Annotated in this window: 25 protein-coding genes; 9 read left to right on the top strand and 16 right to left on the bottom strand. The window is 68.2% G+C overall.

The genetic code is table 11. From position 1 onward, the window contains the following. Nucleotides 1–76: 76 nt before the first annotated feature. The 6 genes from ACSMFO_RS18030 to ACSMFO_RS18005 all read right to left on the bottom strand — a co-directional run bounded on the left by ACSMFO_RS18030 (nt 77) and on the right by ACSMFO_RS18005 (nt 7,902). Nucleotides 77–1,069 (bottom strand): isopenicillin N synthase family dioxygenase, encoded by a 993-nt coding sequence (locus ACSMFO_RS18030; RefSeq protein WP_436459685.1) that lies wholly within the window; start codon nt 1,067–1,069, stop codon nt 77–79. Between the two features lie 31 nt (nt 1,070–1,100). Further along, nucleotides 1,101–2,678 (bottom strand): MDR family MFS transporter, encoded by a 1,578-nt coding sequence (locus ACSMFO_RS18025; protein WP_436459683.1) that lies wholly within the window; start codon nt 2,676–2,678, stop codon nt 1,101–1,103. 68 nt (nt 2,679–2,746) lie between these two features. Beyond that, nucleotides 2,747–4,096, bottom strand: coding sequence for a UDP-glucose dehydrogenase family protein (locus ACSMFO_RS18020; protein ID WP_436459682.1), 1,350 nt, complete (start codon nt 4,094–4,096; stop codon nt 2,747–2,749). Nucleotides 4,097–4,197: 101 nt separating this feature from the next. Next, a complete protein-coding gene (locus ACSMFO_RS18015) occupies nt 4,198–5,388 on the bottom strand; it encodes a hypothetical protein (RefSeq protein ID WP_436459680.1) in 1,191 nt (396 codons plus the stop codon). Beyond that, a complete protein-coding gene (locus ACSMFO_RS18010; RefSeq protein WP_436459679.1) occupies nt 5,385–6,482 on the bottom strand; it encodes a Gfo/Idh/MocA family oxidoreductase in 1,098 nt (365 codons plus the stop codon). Before ACSMFO_RS18010 ends, ACSMFO_RS18015 begins: the two co-directional genes overlap by 4 nt. After that, nucleotides 6,460–7,902: an FAD-dependent oxidoreductase gene (locus ACSMFO_RS18005; protein ID WP_436459677.1), complete on the bottom strand. Its 1,443-nt coding sequence runs from the start codon at nt 7,900–7,902 to the stop codon at nt 6,460–6,462. The genes ACSMFO_RS18010 and ACSMFO_RS18005 overlap by 23 nt, the downstream gene beginning before the upstream one ends. Before the next feature lie 575 nt (nt 7,903–8,477). Between ACSMFO_RS18005 and ACSMFO_RS18000 the strand changes: the two genes are divergently transcribed. The 7 genes from ACSMFO_RS18000 to ACSMFO_RS17970 all read left to right on the top strand — a co-directional run bounded on the left by ACSMFO_RS18000 (nt 8,478) and on the right by ACSMFO_RS17970 (nt 15,616). Then, nucleotides 8,478–9,473, top strand: coding sequence for an XRE family transcriptional regulator (locus ACSMFO_RS18000; protein WP_360088382.1), 996 nt, complete (start codon nt 8,478–8,480; stop codon nt 9,471–9,473). 323 nt (nt 9,474–9,796) lie between these two features. Continuing rightward, complete coding sequence (locus tag ACSMFO_RS17995; protein WP_360121868.1) at nt 9,797–10,534, top strand: class I SAM-dependent methyltransferase; 738 nt, start codon at nt 9,797–9,799, stop codon at nt 10,532–10,534. Next, the gene (locus ACSMFO_RS17990) at nt 10,518–11,609 is read left to right on the top strand and encodes a FecCD family ABC transporter permease (protein ID WP_436459675.1); all 1,092 of its coding nucleotides are present in this window, start codon (nt 10,518–10,520) and stop codon (nt 11,607–11,609) included. Before ACSMFO_RS17995 ends, ACSMFO_RS17990 begins: the two co-directional genes overlap by 17 nt. Further along, nucleotides 11,609–12,397, top strand: coding sequence for an ABC transporter ATP-binding protein (locus tag ACSMFO_RS17985; RefSeq protein ID WP_378416368.1), 789 nt, complete (start codon nt 11,609–11,611; stop codon nt 12,395–12,397). Before ACSMFO_RS17990 ends, ACSMFO_RS17985 begins: the two co-directional genes overlap by 1 nt. Beyond that, complete coding sequence (locus tag ACSMFO_RS17980; RefSeq protein ID WP_436459673.1) at nt 12,394–13,377, top strand: ABC transporter substrate-binding protein; 984 nt, start codon at nt 12,394–12,396, stop codon at nt 13,375–13,377. Before ACSMFO_RS17985 ends, ACSMFO_RS17980 begins: the two co-directional genes overlap by 4 nt. Continuing rightward, nucleotides 13,374–14,429, top strand: a complete 1,056-nt coding sequence (locus ACSMFO_RS17975) for a cysteine synthase family protein (protein WP_436459671.1) — start codon at nt 13,374–13,376, stop codon at nt 14,427–14,429. Before ACSMFO_RS17980 ends, ACSMFO_RS17975 begins: the two co-directional genes overlap by 4 nt. Beyond that, the gene (locus ACSMFO_RS17970; RefSeq protein ID WP_436459669.1) at nt 14,426–15,616 is read left to right on the top strand and encodes an ATP-grasp domain-containing protein; all 1,191 of its coding nucleotides are present in this window, start codon (nt 14,426–14,428) and stop codon (nt 15,614–15,616) included. Before ACSMFO_RS17975 ends, ACSMFO_RS17970 begins: the two co-directional genes overlap by 4 nt. A 103-nt stretch (nt 15,617–15,719) precedes the next feature. Here ACSMFO_RS17970 and ACSMFO_RS17965 read toward each other — a convergent pair whose 3' ends face one another. Next, the gene (locus ACSMFO_RS17965; RefSeq protein ID WP_436459667.1) at nt 15,720–16,298 is read right to left on the bottom strand and encodes a hypothetical protein; all 579 of its coding nucleotides are present in this window, start codon (nt 16,296–16,298) and stop codon (nt 15,720–15,722) included. A 48-nt stretch (nt 16,299–16,346) separates the two neighbouring features. Then, nucleotides 16,347–16,964, bottom strand: a complete 618-nt coding sequence (locus tag ACSMFO_RS17960) for a TetR/AcrR family transcriptional regulator (protein WP_436459666.1) — start codon at nt 16,962–16,964, stop codon at nt 16,347–16,349. Between the two features lie 90 nt (nt 16,965–17,054). Here ACSMFO_RS17960 and ACSMFO_RS17955 point away from each other — a divergent pair, with 90 nt between their 5' ends. Continuing rightward, nucleotides 17,055–17,759 (top strand): SDR family NAD(P)-dependent oxidoreductase, encoded by a 705-nt coding sequence (locus ACSMFO_RS17955; protein WP_360121884.1) that lies wholly within the window; start codon nt 17,055–17,057, stop codon nt 17,757–17,759. Nucleotide 17,760: 1 nt separating this feature from the next. Here the strand turns inward: ACSMFO_RS17955 and ACSMFO_RS17950 are convergent, their stop codons facing one another. The 4 genes from ACSMFO_RS17950 to ACSMFO_RS17935 are packed head-to-tail and all read right to left on the bottom strand — an operon-like array spanning nt 17,761 to nt 20,357. Next, a complete protein-coding gene (locus tag ACSMFO_RS17950) occupies nt 17,761–18,138 on the bottom strand; it encodes a RidA family protein (RefSeq protein ID WP_037341290.1) in 378 nt (125 codons plus the stop codon). Between the two features lie 58 nt (nt 18,139–18,196). After that, nucleotides 18,197–19,456: a hypothetical protein gene (locus tag ACSMFO_RS17945; RefSeq protein WP_350598525.1), complete on the bottom strand. Its 1,260-nt coding sequence runs from the start codon at nt 19,454–19,456 to the stop codon at nt 18,197–18,199. Then, nucleotides 19,453–19,788 (bottom strand): type VII secretion target, encoded by a 336-nt coding sequence (locus ACSMFO_RS17940; protein WP_436459665.1) that lies wholly within the window; start codon nt 19,786–19,788, stop codon nt 19,453–19,455. The genes ACSMFO_RS17945 and ACSMFO_RS17940 overlap by 4 nt, the downstream gene beginning before the upstream one ends. Then, nucleotides 19,782–20,357 (bottom strand): YbaB/EbfC family nucleoid-associated protein, encoded by a 576-nt coding sequence (locus tag ACSMFO_RS17935; RefSeq protein ID WP_436459663.1) that lies wholly within the window; start codon nt 20,355–20,357, stop codon nt 19,782–19,784. The genes ACSMFO_RS17940 and ACSMFO_RS17935 overlap by 7 nt, the downstream gene beginning before the upstream one ends. 150 nt (nt 20,358–20,507) lie before the next feature. On the opposite strand from ACSMFO_RS17935, the gene ACSMFO_RS17930 reads away from it, so the two are divergent. Further along, nucleotides 20,508–20,969, top strand: a complete 462-nt coding sequence (locus tag ACSMFO_RS17930) for a GNAT family N-acetyltransferase (protein WP_436459662.1) — start codon at nt 20,508–20,510, stop codon at nt 20,967–20,969. 25 nt (nt 20,970–20,994) lie between these two features. Here the strand turns inward: ACSMFO_RS17930 and ACSMFO_RS17925 are convergent, their stop codons facing one another. The 4 genes from ACSMFO_RS17925 to ACSMFO_RS17910 form a co-directional block, all read right to left on the bottom strand. Further along, the gene (locus ACSMFO_RS17925) at nt 20,995–21,612 is read right to left on the bottom strand and encodes an SRPBCC family protein (RefSeq protein ID WP_436459660.1); all 618 of its coding nucleotides are present in this window, start codon (nt 21,610–21,612) and stop codon (nt 20,995–20,997) included. 535 nt (nt 21,613–22,147) lie between these two features. Further along, the gene (locus ACSMFO_RS17920) at nt 22,148–22,753 is read right to left on the bottom strand and encodes a response regulator transcription factor (protein WP_038522440.1); all 606 of its coding nucleotides are present in this window, start codon (nt 22,751–22,753) and stop codon (nt 22,148–22,150) included. Between the two features lie 156 nt (nt 22,754–22,909). Then, complete coding sequence (locus tag ACSMFO_RS17915; RefSeq protein WP_436459659.1) at nt 22,910–23,191, bottom strand: DUF6235 family protein; 282 nt, start codon at nt 23,189–23,191, stop codon at nt 22,910–22,912. A 93-nt stretch (nt 23,192–23,284) separates the two neighbouring features. Next, the gene (locus ACSMFO_RS17910) at nt 23,285–25,582 is read right to left on the bottom strand and encodes an ATP-binding cassette domain-containing protein (protein WP_436459658.1); all 2,298 of its coding nucleotides are present in this window, start codon (nt 25,580–25,582) and stop codon (nt 23,285–23,287) included. Nucleotides 25,583–25,767 lie beyond the last annotated feature (185 nt).

The raw sequence follows: 25,767 nt of genomic DNA, 5'->3' as shown, positions 1-25,767 counted from the left end.
ACCGTCGCGGTGCCTTCTGCCGGAGACGTCGAAGCCGCCGGAGGAGGACCGGACATCGTTCGCCGGGAATTCTCCCTCAACCGCGGTCGGCCGCCGTGTTCATCGCGTCGGCCGGTGCCAGGGTTCGCCCGCCGGTGATCTTGGCGTAGAGGTGCGCGCCGCCGAGGACCGGCGGATATTTCGGCGGGTTCCCGGCGGACTGGCAGGTCGGGAGGCATTCGAACCGGGCGTCGTGGTCGCCGTCGAAGAAGAACGCCACGCTGCGCCGCCGCGACGGTCCCGGCCCGGACGGCGGCACGACCCGGTGCAGGGTGGAGCGCCAGCGGTCGTTGGTCCACTGCGCGGTGAGGTCCCCGAGGTTCACGACGAGCGCGTCTTCGGCGGGGATCACGTCGTGCCAGGCGCCGTCGGGGCCGTGGATCTGCAGGCCGGGGACGGGATCGGCGTAGAGCACGGTGACGATGCCGTAGTCGGTGTGCGCGCCGAGCCGCATCTGTCCGGGCAGGGGTTCGGGCGCTCCGGCGCGGCGCTCGAAGTGATTCACCCGCAAGGTGCGGGTCGGGTGCCGGGTGTACGCGCCGAGGTAGCCGTCGGGGAGGTCGAGCGCCGTCTCGAAGATCTCCAGCAGCACCCGCGCGACGCGGTGTGCTTCGTCGGCGTACTCGGTGAGCGCGGGACGCAGGTTCTCGGGCAGCTCAGGCCAGATGTTGGGGACGAAGAAGCCGTACGGGTCTTCGCCGTCGATGTGCTCCGCGCCGATGACGAACGATTCCGACAGGTCGGGCGGCGTCGTCTCACCGAGGCTGTACGCCAGCCCTTCGGTGCCTTCGGCGGCGTACCCGCGATCCGAGGCGCGGTCGGCGGGCGCGGAACGGAGCTTCTCCTCGACGGGGAGCGCGAAAAAGGCCGCGGTGGCTTCGCACATGGCGTCGATCGTCGCTCGCGGGATGCCGTGCCCGACGACCTGCAGGAACCCCACACGCGTCAACGCCTCGTCGACGGTGTGCGCGAGCTTCGCGCGGTCGCCGTCATCCCAGATGCTCAGATCGACCGTCGGTACGAGTGTCATGACGTGACGGTAACCAGGGTGGCGCCGGTGATCACCGGGTCACGGTCATCCGATCGGGCGATCTGTCCTGCCCGATCGGCCCGCGCAGGCTCACCGCGCACACCACGCCGACGAGCAGCGCGCCTACGGGAAGCAGGAAGGCGGCCTTGACGGCGTCCGTGAGCGCGGCGCCAGTGACCTGGGCGAGGAGTTCCCGTGCCTGGACGGGCAGATCCGCGGCGACCTCGGGGACGCCGCCGAACTCGCCCGCCGCGACCGCCGAACCGGCCTCTCCGGCGAATCCGTCCAAGAAACGCTGCCGGATCCCGGCGGGCAGCATGGCCGCGGCCTCGTTCGCCCGGACCGCCATCGAGGCCCTGGTCTGAGCTTCCAGCAGGACTCCGACAGCCGCGCTGCCGAGGACTCCGCCCACTTGGCGCGCGGTGTTGAAGATGCCCGACGCGCTGCCGACCAGCGACCGCTCGACGGAGTTGATGGTCACGTTGTTCATCGGGGAGAAGGTGAACCCGACGCCGAGACCGCAGAGCAGCAGCCCGGGGAGCAGGGCCAACGGCTCACTCACCGGGACGAGGACGAGCGAGACGACGCAGAGGCCGCCGCTCAGGGCGAGCATCCCCGACATCAGCAGGTACTTGGGGTTCACCCGGTCCGACAGCCTGCCCGCGAACGGCGCGACACCGCCGGACACCACGGCGAGCGGCGCGATGAGCAGACCGGCGTCGGCCGGGGACAGGCCGAGCACCGACTGGAGGTAGATGACGAACACCAGGAGCAGGCTGGTCATCGCGAAGCCGACCATCACCGCGGACGCGGTACCGAGGGAGAAGTCGCGATGGCGGAAGATCCGCAACGGCAGCAGCGGTTCGCGACGGTTGGCCCGCTGCCACAGCACGAAACCGCTCAGCAGCAGTACACCGGCCCCGATGATGTCGAAGGCCGTGCCCCAGCCGTACGTCTGTCCATTTTGGATACCGAAGACGACGCAGACGAGACCGGCGCCGAAGAGCAGGATCCCGGGAACGTCGAAGCGGTGCGAGTTCCCCGGCCGCCAGTCGGGGACGAGGACGACGGTGAGCGCCAGCGCGATCAGCCCGACCGGGACGTTCGCGAAGAAGATCCACTCCCAGCCGAGGTGGTCGACGAGCAGACCGCCCAGCACCGGACCGGCGATCATGGCGAGACCCGCGACACCGCCCCAGGCGCCCATCGCCGGGCCTCGTTCGTCCGGCGGGAACAGATGCGTGATGAAGGCCGTCGTCTGCGGGGTCATCAACGCGGCGCCGAAACCCTGCACCGCCCTGGCGACGATCAGTGTTTCCACGTCACCGGAAAGCCCGCACCACAGCGACGCCCCGGTGAACACCAGCAGCCCGGCGACGAAGACGCGCTTCGGCCCGAACCGGTCGCCGAGCCTGCCGGCGGGCAGGATCGGGACGGCGTAGGCGAGCAGGTACACGCTGGTCACCCAGATCACCGCGGTCAGCTCGGTGCCGAGTTCGCGCACCATCGACGGCACCGCGATGTTCACGATGCTGATGTCCAGCATGACCATGAAGAAACCCAGGCACAGCACGAAAAGCGCGGCCCAGGGCCTGGTTCGCTTCGGCATCCGTCCTCCTGTTCCCGGCGCCGGAAGGGTGGGACGACGAGCGCGACCACTCGCCGTCCACCCCGGGGTCATCCTGCTCGCGCGGCCATGGCGACGGCGGGCACGCGGGTTCCGCCCGGACGGCCGATGCCCTGATAGGAGAGTCCCGTCCGGGCCACGGTGAGCGGGTCGAGCAGGTTCCGGGTGTCGATGACGGACCGGCCGTGGAGCCGGTCGGCGATCCGCCCCCAGTCGAGGTCGCGGAACTCCGGCCATTCGGTCAGCAGCACGATCGCCGCCGCGCCCTTCGCCGCGTGATAGGCGGTCCCGGCGATCCGCACGTCGTCGGTCACACCTGGCACCGGCGCGTGGACGCTGGGGTCGTAGCCGGACAGCTCCGCGCCTTCGGCGGCCAGCCGGGCCGCGATCGCCAGCGAGGGGGAATCCCGCAGGTCGTCCGTCCCGGCCTTGAACGTCAGGCCGAGCAGGCCGATCCGGACCCCGGCGAGGTCGCCGCCGACGGCCTTGCGCACCTTGCCGACCACCAGTTCCTGCTGTTTGACGTTGGTGTCGATCGCCGCGCGCAGCAGGGCGAAATCGCTGCCGGCCGATTCCGCGGTGCGCAGCAGCGCGAAAGTGTCCTTAGGCAGGCAGGAACCGCCCCAGCCCGGCCCGGGCCGCAGGAACGACTTGCCGATGCGGTCGTCGTAACCCATCCCGGCCGTCACGTCGTCGATACTCGCGTCGAGGTATTCGCACAGCTCGGCGACCGTGTTCACAAAGGACAGACGTGTCGCGAGATAGCAGTTGGACGCGTACTTGATCAGCTCTGCGCTCGAGGAATCGGTCACCAGGACCGCGGTGTCGAGGTGCTCATACAGCGCCGCGACCCGCCTGGCGGGGACCGGGTCGCGATCCGCCGAGCCGACCACGATCCGGTCGGGATTCAGGAAGTCGTGGACGGCGAACCCTTCGCGCAGGAATTCGGGATTGGACACGACGGCGACGTCGGCCCGGTCGATCAGGTGCGCGACGTGGGCCGCCGTGCCGACGGGGACCGTCGACTTGTTCACCACGACGCAGCCGTGCGGCAGCAGATCCCGCACCTCGGTCACGACGGATTCCAGCGCGGTCAGATCCGCCGCGCCGGTCGCGCCCATCGGCGTCGGCACGCAGAGGATCACGATGTCCGCGCCCGCCACCGCCGCGCTCGCGCCGAGCACGAAGTCCAGCCGCCCGGACGCCAGCCCGTCCACCACGAGTTCGCAGATCCCGGGTTCCCTGATGGTCGCTTCACCGCGCCGCAACGCGTCGAGCTTTTCCTGGTCCACGTCCGCGCAGACGACGCGGTGTCCCAAGGACGAAAGGCACGCGGCCGTGGTCAGCCCCACGTAGCCCGCGCCGATCACGGCGACCTTGACCCCCGATGTTGCACCCATTCTCTTACCCTCCAGTTTCGATGCCGCCGGGCGGCGCGGAGTCGCCCCGCCCGGCGGCATCGCGAGATACGGATTTCGTGTTCAGCCGGAAAAGCCTTGTGTCACTTGGCGTGCGGGATCGCGCGGATCCCCTCGTACGGGGTCTCCTTGCCGAGGTAGTCCACCGTTTCGAACAGGCCGATCGCGTGCATCGGGTACCGCGCGCCCGCTTCCGCCGCGAAGACGCAGGGAAGGATCTGCTTCCGCTCGGAGGCGGCGGCCTGGCCGCCCTTGCGGATGTGCTTGTGGGTGTGGATCAGGATCGGCATGTAGCCGCCGCCGAGGAACGAACCCGACTGCAGGACCGCCCCGCCGACACAGTCGATCACGCAGCCCTTGCCGAGAATCGCGTCGCGGCCCTGGTAGTAATACGAAGGCGTGGCGAGCGTGCCGTGCTCCACATGGAACACACCCGCCGAGAGACCGATGATCGAGCGGCCACAGGTGCGCAGCACCGACCGGTAGAAGTCGACCAGGATCGGCCGGACGGTCGTGTCCGGAAGCGAGAATTCCCCGCACATCAAGGTGATGCGCACCAGTTCCGCGAGCGTGAGGCCGGAGCCGTGCTCCCCGGGGAACTCCTGGTCCCACGGCACCAGGTAGTCCGACGGCGCGACCATCGTGGTCCCGACGTCTTCCAAGATCAGCCGTTCCGCCTCGCCGACCTCCTCCGCCGGTACGACACCGTTCGCCAGGACGCGCACGGCGAGCAGGTTCCTGGTCTCCAGCGTCTTCGCCCTGCTGGCCGCGATCAGCAGGTTGAGCCTGCCGGTCACCGTTTCCGGGATGTCGAAGAGGTGGTCGATACCGTCGGTGGGGACGGCGATCTTCGCCTGCAAGCCGCGTTTGGGCAGCGGCTCGTAGGAATCGACGACCTCCTGGAAGGCGCCGGTGAACTCGCCAGCCCCGACCTGGACGAGCCTTTCCGCGGCCAGCGCGCGGTAATCGAACGGGATCGAGGTCGACGTCGAGAGCACGACGTCGGCGAGCAGGGCGCGATAGCGGTCGTCGTCCAACGAGGACGCGGCCAGTTCCAAGGACAGGTAAGGGGATTCGTCGCCGGGCCCGTGGATCCAGCTCGCGGTGTAGGGCGCCTCGAACCGGCACGCCTTCGCGAACAACGCGCGGGCGTCGTCGTCGTTCTTGACCTGGCCGGTGACCTCGGCCAGCGCCACGTCGCGGTCCGCGACCTCGGGCAGCATGTCCTTGGCCGGCCGCAACAGTGTCGAAAGGTCCTCGATGCTTCGCGTCATGCTTCGCTCCCAATCCGTGCGTACTTCTCGTTTTCCGTTGTCTGCGGGAAGGTTCCGGTGAACATCGCCGAACCCAGCGCGGCGAGGAACCGGTGCTCCGCCGGGCGGACCACCGTGGTGCCCTCGTCGAGGTGCCGCAAAAGGTCCAGCTGCGTCAGAAGTGCCTCCTTGAAATGATTGACGGCGATGAGGAAATGGCCCTCCGGCACCGCGTCCCGGACGTGGACCGCGTGGATGTTCTTGTAATCGGGCTCCGCGCCGAAGAAGGGCTCGAAGACCAAGGTGACGTGCTTCCCGGACAGCAGCTCGACGTCCGCGAAGCGGTACCGGAACTCGGAGCCGTACGGGATGCTCGACGGGACGATGAAGTCCTTCAAGACTTTGTCGGGGAAAGCGAATCCGGCCAGTTCGGGGAAGGCGATGGCACCGGTCGACGACGTGTACAGCTCGACGTCGGGCAGGCCGGGGGCCGCGGTCCGCACCCGCATTTCCGCCGTCACCGAAGAGGGCGCCGTGCGCAGATAGGACCGGTACTGCTCGGCCGGGAGGAGCGCACGCAGGATGCTCAACATGTGGAAGCCCTCGTAGCCGGCTTCGCCGTACTGCGTGTCGACGAACCTGCCGTTCGCGACGTCGAATTCCCGGTTCTTGGTGAATTCGACGGTGATCTTCCGGATCGGATCGGACTCGGCGAACTCCCGCACGGCGGCCGCGAAACGCTGCACGGCTTCGCTGTGCGAATACACGTCGTTGACGATGATCCGGGCGCGGGGATGACGCCGGACCGTGCGGCCGAGGCCGTCGAGGTCCTCCGGGTAGCAGGCCGGTTTCTCCAGCAGGACACGGGCATCGGGCTGCCGCCGCAGGATCTCGTCGACGACCGCGAGATGGGTCGCCGTCGGGGTGGCGACCACCCAGGCGTCGACCGAGGCCGGATCCGGCACCTGGGCTACCCGCTCCCAGTCGGCCCCGTCGCCGATGTCCACCGTACGGATCCGGTGTCCCGCCTGGCCGTAACAAGCGGCGTACAGCGACCCGATCTTCCCGAGCCCGACGATGACGATCGTCTTCTCAACCGGCGACGGTGCCGACACGGGCTTCCCCTCCCCGTGATCGGATGGCGTGGCGGGCGGCGGACGTACCGGCGGCCCGGCCGAGCACGGCACCCGCCATCAGGCCGGTGCCACCCGGATAGCCCTGGTCGTAAAGGCCGCCGACGATCACGCCTGCCGCGTAAAGGCCGCTGATCGGCTCGCCACCGCCGCGCACCTCGGCGTCGGGGGTCACGGAGAGCCCGCCGTAGGTGAACGTCAACCCGCACACCACCGGGACGAACAGGTACGGCGGGGTGTCGAGCCGCTTCTCGTCCTGATCCGCGTGCAGCCGCTCGATTTCGGCGGTCAGGTTCGCGGCGTCGATCCCGAGCCGCCGGGCGCCTTCCTCGATCGAGGAGACGGTCACCGACGCGGGGTCGCCGACATAGCCCTTGGGGAGCGCGCCCGCCGAGACGACCTTGTCGTCGAAGATCTGGAAGGCCGTCCTCCCCGGCTGCTCCTGGATCTTCTGGCCCAGCGTGACGTAGGTGAGGTTGCTGTAGCCGCCGGATTCGTCGAAGAACCGGCGTCCTTCCCGGTTGACCACGACGCCCAGCGGATAGGCGTACCGGGCGAGGCCATGAGACTTGTGCATCTGCCCCGGCAGCATGTGGTCGGGCAGTTCGATGCCCTGCGGTGTGGTGTGGCACTTCTCCCAGTTGCCCGCGGTGTCGGCGCCGAGCTCGACGGCGGCCGTCAGGGGAGCGCCTTCGTTGAACGGGACCCCCCGCAGCTTCACGTCCCGCCACGCCTCGCCGAGATGACGTTCCCGCAGCCGGTCGTTCGCCTCGAAACCGGCCGACGCCAGCACCAGCGCGTCGGCGATCACCGGGAACGCGGGCCCGGAACCGTGGAGCAGGTACCGGCCGTCGGCGGTCCTCTCGAAGCCGGTGACCGCGCTGTCGTAGAAGACCGTTCCGCCGAGCCGTTCGAACCGGTCGAAGTTCCGGTCCTGCAGGCTCTGGCCGCCGCCGTCGAGGACGATCGGCACGTCACCGGGAAGCGGGGTCGGTCTCGGGGCCCAGCGCTGACCGAAGTCGCGCATCCAGGCGATCGTGTCCGTCGAACGGCGGATGATCGACTCGATGAGCGCGACGTCCACCTGATCGCCGGAGACCCGCAACCAGTCTTCGAGGTACTGCTCGTCGCCATAGCCGGAGCGGCCGGCCAGGATCTCGTCGACCCGCTCCTTGTCCGCCTCTCGCAGCAAGGCGGCGATGAAAGGGCTTCCCTGCCAGGAGAAACGCATGGTCCTGGTCAGGGAGCTGTTCCCGCCGCGCAGTTCTTTTGGCGCGGCTTCGAAGACGCTGACGGAGGTCGCGCCCGCCTGCACCGCGGCTATCCCCGCGCAGAGCCCCGCGTTACCCCCGCCGACGATGGCTACCTGCCATTCGGCCGCATCATTTTGCCCGTTATGCATCGACAACGCTCCACAATCCGGTGTTCGCCATTCAGGACGACCGAGTTCGAACAAGACCGAGCCATATCTCCGGAGAACGGTGCGAATGCTTATGTCGACGCACGGTCACCGGACGAATACGGGTCGGATCTGTGAACAAAGTGGTCTGCTACTGGATTCGCAGCCCTATTCCCTCGCGTGTGCTCAGACCGGCGGCGCACGAGGATTATTCTTCGGAATCGGCGGCCGACGCCGCATTCAGGCGACGGCAGACGTCATCCGGTCTTCAGTACGGAGATTTCAGTGGACGCCTTCCGAGATGAACCAGCTGTTTCCGCCGGGTTCACCGTCGCCCTTGACGATGGTCGTACGGATTCCTCTGGTTTGCTCATTTTCTTCGGCTCGGTATTCCCGAGCCTCCCCAGTCGTGGCCGGCGTGGGGGCCGACTGAGGTCAGCCTGACTTCCTGACCAGCGCAGGGGCAACCTTCGGGTAGTTCGGCCTTGTTCGAAATCGTTCGAGTGGTCCGAACAGCAGATTCCGGCGCCGCTGAATGGCGGTATCGCGGCTCAGATCGGCTCAGTCAATCTAGAGCGATGATCGTTGACGAGGGGGACGGCGACGGGGAGTCGCCGACGACGGTTCACCCACCGGACTCCACGGCTTCACCGGCTGAGTTCACGGCGGCACTGCGTGTATTGAGAACGTGGTCCGGATTGACTTATCGGCAGTTGGCAGGAAGAGCCAAAGAACTCGGCGGAACACTTCCGGCGAGTACGGTCGCGACCACCCTCGGCCGCACCACACTGCCGCGCGAATCGTTCGTCGAGACGTTCACGCGCGCGTGCGGGTTGACCGACGAAGAAGTGCGGCGTTGGCTCGACGCCCGGACGCGGATCGCGATGGGGGCTCCGCCGCGGCCCGCCGACGAACCCAAAGCGGAAGCCGTCGCGCCGCCGGAACCGGAACCGCGGCGCCGTCGGCGCTGGCGGACGCCGATGATCGTGGCCGCGTTCATGAGCGTCGTCCTCGTCGGGACGCTCGGTTATCTGACGCGCTCCTTCGGGGCGTCCTCCAAACCCAAGGACACCGTGGCCGTGGTGCCGGGCCTCGACGTGCGCGAGGTGGGCAGCTGGGCGCGGATCCGGCCCGCGCGCTCACCCGAGTTCTGCCTGGCCGAAGGGACGGATCGGACCCGGCTCTACCCCGGCACCATCGTCGCCCAGCAGACCTGCGGCGGTGACGCGTCGCCGCACCTGTTCCTCGATCCCGTCGGGGAAGAGAACGCCGTGCAGATCCAATGGCACCATCCGGAGACCGGGGTCGGCTGTCTCACGGTCGTGAACGAAGGGCTGGGGCACGACCTGCTCGAACCCCGCGACGACTGTGACGACGATGGTATGGACCAGCTGTTCACCATCGGCGCGGCCGACCCGGCGGAACCGGGGCGGTTCGTCATCCGGCCCGTCGGCACCAGTCAGTGCCTCGGCCTGCGCGACCTGGACACCGTGGCGGGGACCGAAGTGGTGCGGGAACGCTGTTCGGGGGCACCGGACCAGACGTTCTTGATCGATCTGATCCCGCCTCCGTGATCACCTGGCCGGGCCTCGTGTGATCCGACGGACGACACGCGGCGGAGCTTGGTCGCGGATGTGTCGTCCAGCTGGTCACGTGTGTCGTCCGCCGGATCACACGTGACGTCCGACCAATCACGGGAGGCCCGTTTCAGGCTAGGTCGAAGGCTCCTTTCGTCGCATCGGACTCGGCGAAGGGAGCCTTCAGCCCACTACCGGCCCCCGCAGCGACAGGTTCCAACCGTCCTTCTCACTCACGAGGATTTGGCGAAGCCGGGAACCGAAGACGACCTTTCGACGACTTGTGGGGCTGAATCGTGCGGCCCGGCGAGCGGAGAGAGATGCACTGGTACGAGGACGACGACCTGTGGGTCGGCTTCGCGGACGTGATGTTCCCGCCCAGCCGGGCCGAGGAGGCCGAACGCCTGACGGCCACGTCACCGCTGCTCGAAGTCGCCGACGGCACGAAGGTGCTCGATCTGGCGTGCGGCCCGGCGATCCATGTCGTCCCGCTGGCCAGGAGGGGCGCCGATGTGACCGGCGTCGACCTCAGCCCGGCGATGCTCGAACGCGCCCGCGAGGCCTGTGAGAACGCGGGAGTCGCCGCGAAGCTGATCCAGGCCGACATGCTCGAGTACACCGAGCCCGGCGCGTACGACCTGATCATCAACATGTACACGTCGTTCGGCTACTTCACCGAGCCCGGCGACAACCTCGCGGTGCTGCGAAACGCCTACGCCAGCCTCGCGCCCGGCGGCAGGCTGCTGGTGGACGTGCTCGGTAAGGAGGTATTGGCCGGCTGGGTCGGGCGGCCGAAGGCGGTCGACGTCGACGGCGGGACGGTGTTCATGCGCGACACCATCCTCGACGACTGGACCCGCCTCGAAACCGAATGGACCCTGGTTCGCGGCGGCGAGGCGAAGCGGGCGTCGATCCTCTCCTTCTTGTACAGCGCCGCGGAACTGAAGGCGCTGTTCGAGACGGCGGGCTTCACCGGCGTCGAATGCTTCGGCGACTTCGACGGCTCGCCATACGACAACCACGCGCGCCGCCTGATCGTGCGTGGTGAACGTGCCTGAGCCGCTCCGCCTCTTCGCGGAACCGGACGACGAGACCTCACGCCCGCTCCGGCTCACCGGCCCGGTGCTCCTGCTCTCGGCAGCGCTCGCGATCTCGCTGATCGCGGGCATCGCGCTCGGCCCGTCCACCGTCGCGCTCGCGGATGTCCTGCGCTACCTGGGAAAGGCGATCACCGGCGGCACCATCACCGGCGACGAGGTCACCGGGTACTCGATCGTCTGGCAGGTCCGCACGCCGCGGGTGCTGCTGGCGGCCGTGGTCGGCGCCGGGCTCGCGGTGGTCGGGGTGGCCGTGCAGGCACTGGTCCGCAACGCCCTCGCCGATCCGTTCGTGCTGGGGATCTCCTCGGGCGCCTCGGTCGGTGCCGCCGCCGTTGTCGTGTTCGGCCTGTTCGCCGGGCTCGGCGTGCTGGCGCTGTCGACGGCCGCGTTCCTCGGCGCGCTCGGTGCGACCGCGCTGGTGTATCTGGCCGCCCGGAGCAAATTCGGGCTGACGCCGCTGCGGCTCGTGCTCACCGGGGTCGCGCTCACGTATGCCTTCCAGGCCGTGATGAGCGTGCTCGTCTACCTCTCGCCGAACGGCCAGGCCGCGCAGACCGTGCTGTTCTGGCTGCTCGGCAGCCTCGGCTCGGCGACGTGGGCGTCACTGCCGCTGGCCGCGCTCGGCGTGGCCGTCGCGGTCGTGGTCCTGCTGCGCTACGGCACCGCGCTCGACGTCCTGTCCATGGGCGACGAGACCGCGATGAGCCTCGGCACCGACGCGGCCGCCTTGCGACGCTGGCTCTTTCTGCTCACCGCGGTCGTCACCGGATTGCTCGTGGCGGTCAGCGGTTCGATCGGGTTCGTCGGGCTGGTCCTGCCGCATGTGGTGCGGATGATCGCCGGTTCGGGGCACCGCCGGGTGCTGGCGCTCGCGCCGCTGGTGGGCGCGGTCTTCCTGGTGTGGGTCGATCTGCTGGCCCGCACGCTCGTCGCCCCCGAGGAACTGCCGCTCGGCGTGATCACCGCGCTGATCGGCGTTCCGGTCTTCCTCGTCGTGATGCGGCGCCGCGGCTACGCGTTCGGAGGCCGCTGATGCTGTCACTGCGCGAACTTTCGGTCGAGGTGGCCGGGACGACGTTGATCCGCGAACTGCGTTTGGACGTCGGCGCGGGCGAGGTCGTCGGCCTCCTCGGCCCCAACGGCAGCGGCAAGTCGACGGCGTTGCGCTGTGTCTACCGCGCGTTGGCCCCGTCCGGGGGCGCGGTCCTGCTCGACGGGACCGACATCGCGGAGCAGGGTCTGCGCGACACCGCCCGCCGGATCGCCGCGCTCACCCAGGACAGCCGGGCGGATCTCGACTTCACCGTCGAGGAGGTCGTCGCGCTCGGCCGTTCGCCGCATCAGCGCGGCAACCTCCGGCTTTCGGCCCGTGAACGCGCGCTGTGCCGGGAAGCGTTGCGGCGCATGGACATCACCCATCTCGCGCAGCGCGGTGTGCTGACGCTTTCGGGCGGCGAACGGCAGCGGGTCCTGGTGGCGAGGGCGCTCGTCCAGGAACCGGAGGTGCTGGTCCTCGACGAGCCGACCAACCATCTCGACGTCCGACACCAGGTGGAACTGCTGAAGTTCCTGCGTGATTGCGGCCTCACCGTGCTCGTCGCGCTGCACGATCTCAACCTCGCCTCCGCCGTCTGCCACCGGATCGCGTTGCTGCGCGCCGGATCGCTCGCCGCCTGCGGCACACCGTCCGAAGTGCTCACGCCGGAAACGATCCACGCCGTCTTCGGCGTCGAGGTCACCCAGGTGACCCATCCCGTGACCGGCGCGCTCCAACTGCTCTACGACCTTCCCGCCGACGAAACCGAGGGGATCTCACGATGAAGCCGTCCAGGGTGACCGCGCTCTTCGCCGCGGCACTGCTCCTGAGCGCCTGCGGTGCCCAGGTCGAGGCAGGGCCGAGCGCGCCGGCACAGGCCACGGTGACCAATTGCGGCGCGCAGGTCACCTTCCCGGCGCCGCAACGTCCGGTGGCGTACGACGTTTCCGGTGCCGAAAAGCTGTTCGCGCTCGGGCTCGCCGGCCGGATGCGCGGCTACGTGATGAATTCGCTCGGCGACCCGTCGATCGCCGGTTCGCCGTGGAAGGACGACTACGCCAAGGTCGAACGGCTCGGCACCTCGCGGGTCACCCGCGAGATCCTGGTGAACGCCAAGGCGGATTGGGTGATCGCGGGCTGGAACTCCGGATTCAGCGAGGAACGCGGCATCACGCCGAAACTGCTGGAGCAGGTCGGCATCCGCAGTTATCTGCACACCGAGACCTGCTGGGAGTATCCCACCGCGAAGTCGGAGGTGACGCCGCTCGAAGCGCTCTACACCGATCTGCGCAACCTCGGTGACATCTTCGGCGTCCGTCAGCGGGCCGACGAACTGGTCGCGGAACTCAAGGGGCGTTTCGACAAGGTCCGTGCCGGAGCACCGAAGTCGCCGCCCGCCAAGGTGTTCGTCTACGATTCCGGCACCGATCAGCCCTTCACCGCCGGGAAACACGCCGCTCCCAACGACATCATCGACGCCGCGGGCGGGACGAACGTCTTCCGCGAGCTGCAGGACGGCTGGGGAAGTGTGGGCTGGGAAGCGGTGGTGAAGGCCGAACCCGAGGTGATCGTCGTCGTGGATTACGCCGACCGGCCCGCGCAGGACAAGATCGCGTTCGTGAAATCCTCGCCACAGCTGAAGAACACGCCCGCCGTGCGCGACAACCGGTTCCACGTCATCTCCTACGGCGATCTCGTGAGCGGTCCGCGTAACGCCGCGGGTGCCGAGTCGCTGGCCGCGTACCTGCGCTCGATCGGCCGGTGACCGCGATGTCCGCGCTGGTCCACGAACACGTCACCGACGCGATCAAGACGCCGTCGTTGATCCGGCTCGAATCGAACGTCGTGCTGATCCGCTTCGAAACCTTGAAGGTCTACGCCGCACTCGGCGCGGTCCGGTCGCTGCTCGCCGACGGGGCAGTCCGAAAAGGACAGACGCTGATCGACAGCTCCAGCGGGATCTACGCGCTCGCCCTGGCGATGGCGTGTCACCGCTACGGCCTGCGCTGCCATATCGTCGCGTCCACCACCGTCGACCTCACGATGCGTTCGCAGCTGGAGATCCTCGGTGCGACGGTGGATCAGATGCCGCCGTCGGACGACCTCCGCCTCGACCAGCGGCGCCGGGTCGCGCGCGTACGCGAACTCCTGGACCGGCATCCGGACATGCATTGGATGCGTCAGTACCACGATCCCGTGCATTACCTGGGGTATGCCGAGGTCGCCGACCTCGTCGCCCGCGCCCTGCCGTCCGGGCCGCTGACCGTCGTCGGCAGCGTGGGCACCGGCGCGTCGACCGGCGGGATCGCGCGCTCGTTGCGAGAACGCGATCCCGACGTCCGGCTGACCGGCGTCCAGCCCTTCGGCAGTGTCACCTTCGGCAGCGAACGGTTCACCGATCCGGACGCGATCATCGCGGGCATCGGCTCGGCCATCCCGTTCGACAACGTCGATCACGAACTGTACGACCGGATCCACTGGCTGGACTTCGTGCACGCCATGGCCGCGACCGTCGGCCTGATGCGCGAGCACGCCGTGTTCGCCGGGTTGTCCACCGGCGCCGCGTACCTCGTCGCGGGCTGGGAGGCGGCGCGGAATCCGGACCGGACGCATGTCGTGATCGGCGCCGACACCGGGCACCGTTACACGGCAAGGGTTTTCTCCCGGCATCGGGAGGCAGTCGACCCGGCTTCGCTCGCGCCGCGCGAGATCGCGTCGCTGGACGACCTCGCCCTGCCATGGGCGGCCATGGACTGGCGGCGCCGCCGCTTCGGGAAACCCTCACTGCCGTTGTACCGGAAGGAGCGGGCGTCGTGACCGTCGTCCTGTTGGAAGCACTCACCTTCGGTCTGGGCAGGCTGGCCGACGCGGCGGCGGATTCCGGGCGGAAGCTGGTGCTGTTCACCGGAAACCGCGAGATCTACCGCTATGAACTCGGCACGCTGGGGCCGGACAGGGTCGAGGTCGTCGACATCGACACCACCGACATCGAGGCCTGCGAAACCGCGTTGCGCGCCATCCCGGACCTCGCCGGGATCATCAATTCGACGGACACCTGGGCGTTGCCGGGCGCGGAACTCACCGCCCGGCTCGGCCTGCCCGGTCCGGACGCGGCCGCCGTCCGGGTGCTGCGGGACAAGGGCGCGGTGCGCGATCTGCTGTACGAACACGGGCTCACCCGCGGCAGGCCGGTGCCCGTCATGGTCGCCGAAGAACTCGGATTTCCGTTGGTGGTCAAGGACTCTTCGGGAACGTCGTCCCGGGGGGTGTGGCTCGTCCGCGATCAGGACGAACTCGACCGGGCGAGGCTGGAGGCGAAGGAGACGCCGCTCAAGGGGCATCTGATCGCCGAGCCGTATTTCGCCGGACCGCTCTACAGCGCGGAAACCGTCACCTGGCAGGGAAGGACCCGGCTGCTCGGGATCCTCTCCCGCCAGCTTTCGCCGGAACCCGTGCGGCGGGAAGAGGCCGCGGCGTTCCCGGTGGCCTTCCCCGAGGCCGAGTACGCCGAGTTGGCCGACTGGATCGGCCGGGTGCTCAAGGCGGCCGGACACGAGCAGGGTTTCGCGCACACCGAATTCGTGCTCACCGCCGACGGCCCGGAGGTCGTCGAGATCAACATCCGGATCGGCGGGGCGATGCTCGGCGAGGCGTTGTGCCGGTCGCTGGACACCAACGTTTATTCGGCGATGATCGCCATGGCGCTGGGCGAGGAACCCGCTCTGCTCACCCAGAAGATCGGGGGAGGGCCGGGGATCGGGTTCGTCCTGGCGTATCCGGCCGCGGCGGGCGTGCTGAAGGGCTGGTCGGGGCTCGAAAGGTTGCCCGGACTGCCCGGTGCGCCGGAGTGGTACCCGACGGCGAGCCCTGGCGACGAGATCCGGCATCTCGCGGATCAGCGGTCGTGCACCGGGATCGTCCTCGCCGAAGGACCGACGGCGGAACTCGCGCTGCATCGCGCGCTCGCGGCGGCGGGCGGGATCACGCCGGAGATCGATGCTTGAGAGTTCCTCAGTGGGTGGCGCGTTGTGAAAGCCACTTTCGCAACGTTGAAGGTTGCGAAAGTGGCTTTCGCAACGCGTGCGGATGCCGGGAGCGGAAGACGCCTTAGCTCGGAGCCGCGCACTTCTTGGCCTCCGCGGCGGCGGCCATCAGTTCCTGCGTGTCGATTTTGAGCGCGGGCATGAGGTCGGGGGTTTCCGAGATCGGTTTCTGGGTGGCGTCCATCGCCTTGATGCCCGCGTCCATCGCGGCGCTGTTCCCGGACATCTCCAGCCGCTGCTTGCCCGCGTTCGCCGCGTCCCTCGCGGCGGTGTACTGGTCCACAAGGGACTTCCGCACCGTGTCGCCGCCGGGAATCGGCGACGGGGGCAGCGCGGTCAGTTCGTCGACCGCCTTGCCCGCGAATCCCGCGCGGATCCCGAGTTCTTCCTTCAGCGCGTTGCGGGTCACTTCGGTCCCCGATCGCTGCTTGCTCGCGTAATCGTTGGAAGCCTTCATGTAGCCGTATATCGCGCCGCACATCCCGTCGAGCCAGGCGACGGTTTTGGCGTCCGGCCCGGCGGGCGCTTTCGGCGCCGAGGACGACGGGGTGGCGGTGACCGTCGCGGGGGCCGCCGGTGGCTCCCCGGAGCAGGCCGTCGTCACGAACAGGGCCAGGGCGATGAGCAGAATTTTCGTCTTCATGGAATCCCCTCCGGGGTGAACACGCGCCGGAGGGGCGGAGGGTTGCCTTCAGCCGCAGCCGCCCATGATGCGGGCCAGTTCGGCGGGCTCCAGCGGTGGCTCCGGCAACGGGTTCGCGGCGGGTGCCCGCATCCCGTCGAACAGCAGCGCGAGATGACGTCGCCAGACCTCCGGCCGGACGGTCGCGGTCGCTTCCACGGTGCGCGCGATCCCCCAGGTCACGAAGGCCATGTCCTCGAGGGTGAAGTCTTCGCGCAGGGCGCCGCTCTCCTGGGCGCGTTCGACGATCCGGGTCATGAGTTCGTAGCCGCGTTCGAGGTCTCCGGCCTGCGGTGGCCGCGTCGAGGCGAGTTCGTTGTAGCCGCGGTCGGCGGCCTGCAGTTCGCAGACCCGTTCGACGAACGACGTCAACCCGGTCCACGCGTCGTCGAGGGAGAGCGCGTGTTCGGCCAGCTTCGCGACGGTCTCGGTCCGGTCGGCGAACACGGCGTTCACCAGATCCGCGCGCTGCGGGAAGTGGTTGTACAGCGTGCCGATGCTGACGCCGGCGGTCTTGGCGATCTCTTCGAGCGCGACGTCGAGGCCGCGTGCCGCGTAGAGCCCCCTGGCCGCCTCGATCAGCAGGTCGCGGTTGCGCCGGGCGTCCTTCCGCAGGGGTTTGGTCATGACCGCATCGTAGTCAAGTTGAAGGTGGCCTCAAGTTGTGTGTACCTTCGAACAAGTTGAGTGTACCCTCAACTTAACCTGGGAGGACAGATGACCAAGACGCTCGCGATCTTCGGCGCCGGGCCGGTGCTGGGACTTTCGCTCGCCCGCCGGTTCGGCCGCGAGGGCTTCAGGATCGCCCTCGTCGCGCGTACCACTGAGAACCTCGACGCGCTCGTCGCCGAACTCGCCCGCGACGGCATCGAGGCGAGCGGGTTCGTCGCCGATGTCTACGAGCCGGCTCGGATCGCCGCCGCCGTCACCGCCATCGGCCGGATCGACGCGGTCGCGTTCAATCCCGGCGGCGGGACCATGGGGGAGGGCATCGTGCCGGTGCTCGACGTGGATCCGGAGAACCTGCGGCTCATCCTGGACCGGTTCCTGGTGTCCGCGGTGGCGCTGGTGCGGGCCGTGCTGCCCGCCATGACCGAGCGCGGCGACGGCGCGATCCTGTTCACCGCCGGGCAATCCAGCCTGTACCCGGCGCCCTTCCTCGGCAACGTGGGCATGGCGCAGGCCGGGCTGCGGAACTACTTCCTCAACCTGAACGCGGTGCTCGCGGAGAAGGGGGTCTACGCCGGGGCAGTCAACGTCGGCGCGCTGATCGAGGGCAGCGTGCCGCATCGGGCGATCACCTCGAGCCCGTTGGACTTCGAGCCCGAGGTGATCCATCCGGACGTCTTCGCCGACGCCTTCTGGAAGCTTTACGAGACGCGCGAAGCTCCCGAAGCGCTCGTCGGGTCTTTCGGGAGGTGACTTACTTCTCGACGGCGTAAGCCTCGATCTCGACCTTCATCTTCGGGTCGAGCAACGCCGAGACTTCGACCATGGTGGCCGCGGGCAGCACGTCGGCGAAGGCTTCGCGGTGCGCCCGCGCGACCAGGTCGGCGTCCTTGATGTCGGTGACGTAGGTGACCGTGCGCACCACCGCGGCGAGGCTCGAACCGGCCTCTTTCAACGCGGTCTCGATGAGCGACAGCACGGCCGAGGCCTGCTCGTACGCGTCGCCCGAGCGTTCCGGCTCGCGCGCCGTCGTCCCGGAAACGTGGATGTGCTCGCCGACGCGCACCGCCCGGCTGTAGCCGAAGACCGGCTCGTAGTCCCCGCCGGAGGAGATGTTCACCCGTTCGGTCATGACCGAACGAAAGCACAGGCGGTCCCGCGCCGGAACACCGGGACGGGACCGCCTGCTTTCACTTCTCTTCCTTGTCCTCCGGCGGCTTCTCGTTCGCGGCGGGCGGGATGGCCTTCGTCAGCTCGACGACGGTCTTCCCCGCCATGCCCGACGCGCCGTAGGTCGGGTCGCTGAGGATCTTGAGCCCCTTTTCGAGCTTGTCGAGCGCGTCCGCGGCCTTGGGGAACCTCGTTTTCAGGTCGCCGATCGGGAAGCTGTTCCAGTAGTCGTACCGCTCCAAGATCTTCTTGGCGTCGGGATGCCCCTCCAGCTCCTTCGCCAGCTTCTCGCGCACCACCCTCGGGGGGATGTCGCCGAGCTTCTCCGGTTTGGGCTTCGGAGCGTCGGGCGTCGCGTCCGGAGTGCTGTCGCCCGGCTTCGGGGGCGGGCCTTCGATCGGCTTCTTGCCACCGGGCATCGGGGTACCGCCGGCGGGTTTCGGCTTGGGCAGCTTGATCTTGCCGCCGCCGAGCGTCAACTTGACGACGTCGTCGGCCGCGCCGCGGGTCTTCGCCAGGATCTTGAGCATCTCGGCGAGCTTCTTGGCGACGTCGGCGATCTGCTTGGCGATCTTGGCGATCGCCACCCCGACCGTGGTCATGATGGAGGTGATCGCCGCGATGATCGAACCGCCGAAGGTGACCGGCGCCAGTGCCACCGCCACGATCGCGGCCTTGAGGATGCCCGCGAGCGTCATGGCGATGATGTCGCGGACGATGCCGCGGACCGCGCCGATGACGGCACCGGCGATCCCCATCTGCTTGCCCGCGAATTCGATGTATCCGGCGAGCGCGTCGATCTGGGCGGCGACGCCCTCCATGTCGGCGCGAAAGGTGTCGGCGGCCTCGCCGTCCCACTTCTCCATGAACTTGGTGGTGGCGGCCCCGTGTTCCTTCGACCACTCCCGCACTTCGGCGGCCTCTTTGTAGATCGCCGTCTTGGCCGCCTCGATGCCCTTCGGGTCTCCCAGCAGGAAGTCCAACGGCCAGCGGAAGATGACGATGTGCTCGATCAGCCAGCCGATCCCGGCGGTGAGCAGCGATCCGATCGGATCGGCGACCATGCCGAGGATCTCGATCGCCATCCCCGCCGAGGCCAGTCCGATGCTGAGGCTGTCCCCTTCGTCGACGGCCTTCTTCAGCGAGAACGCGGAATCGAAGAAGCCCGCGCCCGTGGTGTCGCCACTGCCCGCGAGGAAGTTGTTCTTCTCGTCCTTGAAGTCGCTGGCCTTGGTGCCGGTGTTGTTCCCGAAATCGCCGCGGTGGTACTCGTCGCTCACTTGACCTTCACCTCGTCGATCCCCTTGCCGGCTTCGGTGATCAGCCTCTCGGTCTCCTGCTCGTTGGCGTTGTACTGCTTCGCCGCCTCACGCACCCTGTCCGAGAACTCCTGCACGTTCTCCGAGTACTTGTTCAGCTGGTCCCGCGCCTTTCCGCAGTGCATGCTCGCGCCGGCGCCGTAGATCTGGCCGCCGAAGATGCCGAAGATGCCGGGATCCGCCACGCAACTGCCCACCATGTCGGCGCTCTTGCGCAGCTCGTCCTCGAGTCTGTCGAGGTGACCGGCGAACTCGGTCATGGTCTCCGTCTTGACACCGAATCCGGTCACCACGGGCTCATTTCGTCGTCGTCGGGGGAGGCCGGTCGCCGGGTTCGCGGTGCCGGGGGGTTCGGGGGCCGCACGGGACGGCCGGGCTGCGGCGGCATCGGGGGACCCGCCTGCGGAGGCGGCGGCGGCCGGTACCCCGCCTGAGGACGCGGCGGCTCGTTGTGCGCCTCGGGGGCCCACTTGTCCTGCTCCGGGTTCTCCGGGGCGCCTTCCTCGTCCTCCACCTTCGGCAGGAACGTGCGGACCAACTGGGCGGCTTCGTCTTCGCCGTTGATCTCGGTGTAGGACTCCGTGACCTTCTCGACGGTCTTGCGCTGGGCCTGGCGCACCGTCTGCATGACCAGGGAGGAGAGCCTGGCCGGTCCCAGTGAAGTGGCCCGATTGCCGAACTCGATGGCGCTCAGCGAGCCGTTGGCCTCGACCGTCACCGTCACCGAGCCGTCGGGAGAGGTCACCGTGGACGCCGAGGCGGTGAACGCGGCCGTCAGGGCTTGGGCTTTCTCCTCGAGTTTCCTGGCCTCTCGCTCCAGAAGGAGTGCGAAGTCCTCACCTGCGTCGAAATTGGGTTGCATGCGTCGCCTTGGCTCGAGGGGATGGGCACGAAAATGCGAGAGGTCGCGAGGTGGATCGCCCGTATCGTTACCACCGGGCGGACGGTCGGACAAGCCCGATGATCGGAGAGTGCCCGAAAGTGCCTCAGGTGTGGCGGATCGGGGCAGGCCATGGAAAGCGGACCGGTCGTGCGGGACGCGGATCGCGACGACGTCATGGCCGTCTGCCGTTTCGGCGAAGAGCACGTCCGGGTCCACTACGCGCCGTTGATCGGCGACGAAGAGGCTGCCCGGCAAGTGCGGATGTGGTGGAACCCGGCGAACATCGCCGGGGCCGTCGCCCTCGGCGAGGTCGTGATCGCCGAGGACGGCGGGCGGCCGGCCGGCGTCGGGCAGCGCGGTCTCGACGGCGGCGAGCACGTGATCCGCAAGCTGTACACGCTTCCTCGGTATCGCGGATTGGGCTCGCGGTTGCTCGAAGTCCTCATCGGACGGTTGCCCGCGGACGCCGGGCGGGTGTACGCCGAGCATCTGGTGGCGGACGAACGCGCGGGCGCCTTCTTCGAGCGCGAAGGTTTCACGGTGGAGCGGGTGGAGCCGAGCGGCGTCGTCCGGCGGGTCCGGAGCAGGTGAGCCCGGCCCCGCCCGGACGTCCCCGCTACCGGTGTTCGGCGGCCTTCTTGAGGTCCTTCAGCCAGATTTCGAGGCCCTGCCCGAGCATCGCGGTGGAGCCGGGCACGTCCTTGTCGACCTGCGGGCCCGTGTGGCTCTCTTCGGTGCGGACGATGACCCCGCCGGGCACCTTGACGAAGTTCCAGACGTGGACGCCGTCGATGTGCATACCGCCGGGACCGTCGAGCGGGCCGGTCCAGCGGAGGCATTTGCCGGGCTGGAGTTGGCGGACGGTCGAAACGATGGTCACGTCGCCGGGCGGGTACGGCATGCCGGGCGGGACGGGGATGGTCCACTGGAAGCGGGAATGCCTGCGCAGCGGGCCGTCGTCCAGCCGCTTCATGGTGACGGGGATGGCCGGGTTCTGCCAGGACGGCCAGGCCTCCACGTCGGTCTGCAGGTTCCAGATGGTGCGCAGCGGCGCCTTGACGAAGGTCTCGGTCCGGTAGTGCACCTTGGCCGACCGGTCGATGCCTTTTCCTTGGCAGGTAGGCGAAGCCGGTTTGGTGTGGTGGGTGGGGGCGGCCTGGGCCGGTGCCGTGACGCCGAGGACGCCGGCGATGGCCAGTGGGATCGTGAGCAGGGCCGCGCGCTTGCCGGACATGGGCTCCTCCTTCACTCCCTTGTTATCGCTTGTTGCGATAGTTAGAAGCTATAGCGAAGCCGCTGTGAACGTCAAGAGCGAAAGTGAGAAGGTCTATTGAGGGGTAAGTCGAAGGTGGCGTGGGGTGCGGCGCTCCGCCGGTCTGTGAAGACCTCCTGCCTGGTCTTTGCTGGCTTTCCGCGTGTCGAACGTGCCTCGAAAGCCACTTTCGAGACATCTAGCGTCGCGGAAGTGGCTTTCGCGACACAGGCGCCGGCGGCGAAGTGGCCGCGGCGGGTGAGTGACCGAGGTGAAAGCTCCCTTCATCGCGGTAGACGCGGTGAAGGGAGCCTTCACCCCATCATCGACCCGTCCGCCACCACGACACGTTTGCCTTACCCCTCAATAACTCGCGTGGGCGGAAGTCCGTGAAGGGCCCTTGAGGGAACCCTGGGTCCCCTCAAGGGGCCCTTCACGGACCACACGCGGTGATACCCACCTGCCCATCGGCCACGCCGGGTGGCAGCGGTGGGCTCTTCGCTACTTCAACGAGAAGTCACAGCCATTCCGCCTCGGTCGCGATGCGGATCGCGTGCACCCGGTTGCGCGCGTTGAGCTTCGTGACGATCGCGGCCAGATAGTTCCGGACCGTGCCGGGCGACAGGAACAGTTCGGCCGCGATGTCGGCGACGGTGCGCCCGCGCGCGGTCACCCGCAGGATCTCGACCTCGCGTGTGGTCAGCGGGCAGTCGTCGGTTTCCCAAGCGGCGAGCGCCAATTCGCTGTCGATCACCCGTCGTCCGATCGCGACCGACCGCACCGCGTTGGCCAGCCTGTCCGACGGCGCGTCTTTGAGCATGAAGCCGTTGACCTTCGCGTCCAGCGCGCGCCGGACCGTGCCGGGACGGCCGAGACTGGTGAGGATCAGCGTATGGCAGCCGGGCAGGCTTTCGCGGAGCTCCATGGCCGCGGTCAGACCGTCCTTGCCCGGCAGATCGATGTCGATGACCGCGACGTCGGGCCGGACGGATTTCGCCGTCGGAAGGATCTGGTCACCCGCGGCGACTTGGGCGACCACTTCTATATCGGATTCCATGTTCAGCAGGGCGACGAGCGCCCCGCGAACCATGTGCATATCTTCGGCAAGCAGCACTTTGATCACCACGAAGCACCTCGCACCCCAGTTCAGTGGCTCCGCCGTCATCCTACGGGATTCTCACCCCATGCGGTGATATCGAAGAATACGCTTTCCGATCATGCGAACGGCATAGGCCGGTCGCGCCAACGTCCGCGGCCGGATGCCGCAAGGGAAAGCGCTTCAGAGCACGTCCAGCTCTCGCGGCCACTCGACGGGTTCCCTGCTGAGCCCCAGCAACTCGAACTCCGAACGCACCCAATCGATCCGCACCCGGATCGCCAGCGCGGGCGCGACGGTCAGCAGGAATCGGCCTGGACCGCCGCCGAGTTTGAAAACCCCGTAGGTCAGGAACGCGGATCCGTCGCAGACGGCGAACAACGCGGTGAAAACCGTCGCGCGTTCGCTTTCCGGAATCGAATCCAGCCATTCCAGCCCGCCGGTCAGCACCAGCCGCACCGTCATCCGCGCCTCCTCGCCGCACCGGCTTACAGTATGGCCGCCACCGAGGGGCTGGGGCGTCTCGTCTCCTGCGCCGAACGCGGTGCGGGGGACTGCTCAGCCCGCCTGCCGGTAGCGCTTGAGGTACTCGCCGGTCACCGAGCTTTCCGCGGTCAGGAGCTTCTCGGGCGGGCCGGTGAAGACGATCTCGCCGCCGTTCCTGCCGCCACCGGGCCCGAGGTCGATGACCCAGTCCGCCTGTTCGATCACCGCCAGGTCGTGCTCGATCACCACCACCGTGTTGCCCGCGTCGACCATGCCGTTGAGCAGGCCCAGCAACAGGTCGATGTCGGTCAGGTGCAGACCGGTGGTCGGCTCGTCGAGGATGTAGACGTTGCCGCCGCCGCCCGAAAGCCGGTCCGCCAGCTTGATCCGCTGACGTTCACCGCCGGACAGCGTGCTCAGCGCCTGACCCAGCCCGAGATACCCGAGCCCGGTCTCGATCAGCGCGTTCACCTTCGCCAGCACCGGGGCCTCGGTGAAGTACTCCGCCGCCTGTTCCGCGGACAGGTCCAGCACGTCGGCGATCGACTTGCCCCGCAGCTTGTGCGCGAGCACCTCGCCGGAGAACCGGCGCCCGTCGCAGCTCTCGCAGCGCTTCGTGATCGGGTCCATATAGGACACTTCGGTGATCAGCACGCCGCGGCCCTGGCATTCCTCGCAGGCGCCCTGGGAGTTGAAGCTGAACAACGCCGCGTTCGCGCCGCTCGCCTTCGCGAAGAGCTTGCGCACCGGGTCCATCAGGCCGAGATACGTCGCCGGAGTCGAGCGGGACGACGCCGCGATCGGCGTCTGGTCCACGAAGATCGCGTCCGGATGCGCCTCGCGGAAGACACCGGAGATCAACGAGCTCTTGCCCGAACCCGCGACACCGGTGACGGCGGTGAGCACGCCGGCCGGGATGTCGACCGACACGTTCTTCAGGTTGTGCAGCGAGGCCCGCTTGATCGAAAGCTTTCCCGTGGCCTGACGCGGATCCTCCTTGACGGCACCCGAGCGTGCCAGCCCGGCCCCGGTCAGCGTCTTGCCGGCGCGCAGCTGCCGGTACGTCCCCTGGAAGACGACCTCGCCGCCGTGCACGCCCGCACGCGGCCCGATCTCGACGACATGGTCGGCGATCTCGATGACGTCCGGGTCGTGTTCGACCACGAGGATCGTGTTTCCCTTGTCCCGCAACGCCCGCAGCAGCTCGTTGAGCCGTCCGACGTCGCGGGGGTGCAGGCCGACGCTGGGCTCGTCGAAGAAGTAGGTCAGCCCGGTCAGGTCGCTGCCCAGGTGCTTGACCAGCTTGAGCCGCTGTCCCTCACCGCCGGACAGCGAAGTCGTCGCCCGGTCCAGTGAAAGGTAGCCGAGGCCGATCGCTTCGATGCGTTCGAGCGCGGCCAGCACGCCCTGCGCCATCGCGGCGGTCTGCTCGTCCTTGACGGACTTGATCAGCTCGATCAGATCGGTGATCTGCAGTTCGCACCACTGCGCGATGTTCTTGCCCGCCAGTTTGGTCGCCAGCGCGGCCTCGCTCAGCCGTCCGCCGCGGCAGGCCGGGCATGGTCCCTCGGTGATGAACTTCTCCGCCTGGGCGCGGGTCTTCTCGCTCATCGATCCGGTGTCGCGTTTGAGGTGGCGGCGGGTGAAGTTCGCGACCAGGCCTTCGAACGTCAGCGTCTGCGTCTTGCCGTTCTTGAAGGTGAGCTGGACCTTGCCCTCCTTGCCGTGCAAAAGGGTGTCCATCTCCTTCGCGGTGTACTTGCCGAGCTTCTTGGCCGGGTCGATGGCGTCATGGTTGGCGTAGAACTGCCAGCCGGGGCTGCCGACCGGGTAGCCCGGCACCAGGATCGCGCCCTCGTCGAGCGACTTCGTCCTGTCGAGCATCAGCTCGGGATCCGGGCGCAGCGCGCGGCCGATGCCCTCGCAGTCGGGGCACATCCCGTTGGGGTCGTTGAACGAGTACAGCGATGGATTGCCCGCACTGGGCTTTCCCCGCCGGGAGAACAACACTCGCAGCAGCGGATGGATGTCGGCGACCGTGCCGACCGTCGAGCGCGCGTTCCCGCCGAGCGGGCGCTGGTCGACGACGACCGGGGTGGTCAGGTTCTCGATGCCGTCCACGTGCGGGCGTTCGTGCTTGGGCAGCTGGTTGCGGATGAACCAGGGGAAGGTGGCGTTCAGCTGGCGTTGCGCCTCGACGGCGATCGTGTCGAACACCACGGAGGACTTCCCGGAACCCGAAACCCCGACGAAAACCGTGATCTGGTTCTTCGGGAGCTCGAGCGAGACGTCCTTCAGGTTGTTCTCGTGAGCGCCGGTGACGCGGATTCCCTCACCCGTGGATTTCTTGGTTTTACTGGCGGGAGTCAAAGAAGTCCCCTGTTCCGGTAGACCGCGCCGTCCAGGGACATGAACAATCCGGCGGCGATTTCGCGCATGACGCACCTTCCCACCGCCGCGCGCGACGCTCCAAAGGATCGAGCACTTCGGAAGAGGTCCAGCGGACAGGCAGGGCGGAACCCGGGCCCTGAGGAGGGAAGGCCCGGGTTCCGATG

The sequence above is a fragment of the Amycolatopsis sp. w19 genome (assembly GCF_051373225.1).
Classification (GTDB): domain Bacteria; phylum Actinomycetota; class Actinomycetes; order Mycobacteriales; family Pseudonocardiaceae; genus Amycolatopsis; species Amycolatopsis japonica.
This window is presented reverse-complemented; position numbering and strand designations above follow the sequence as displayed.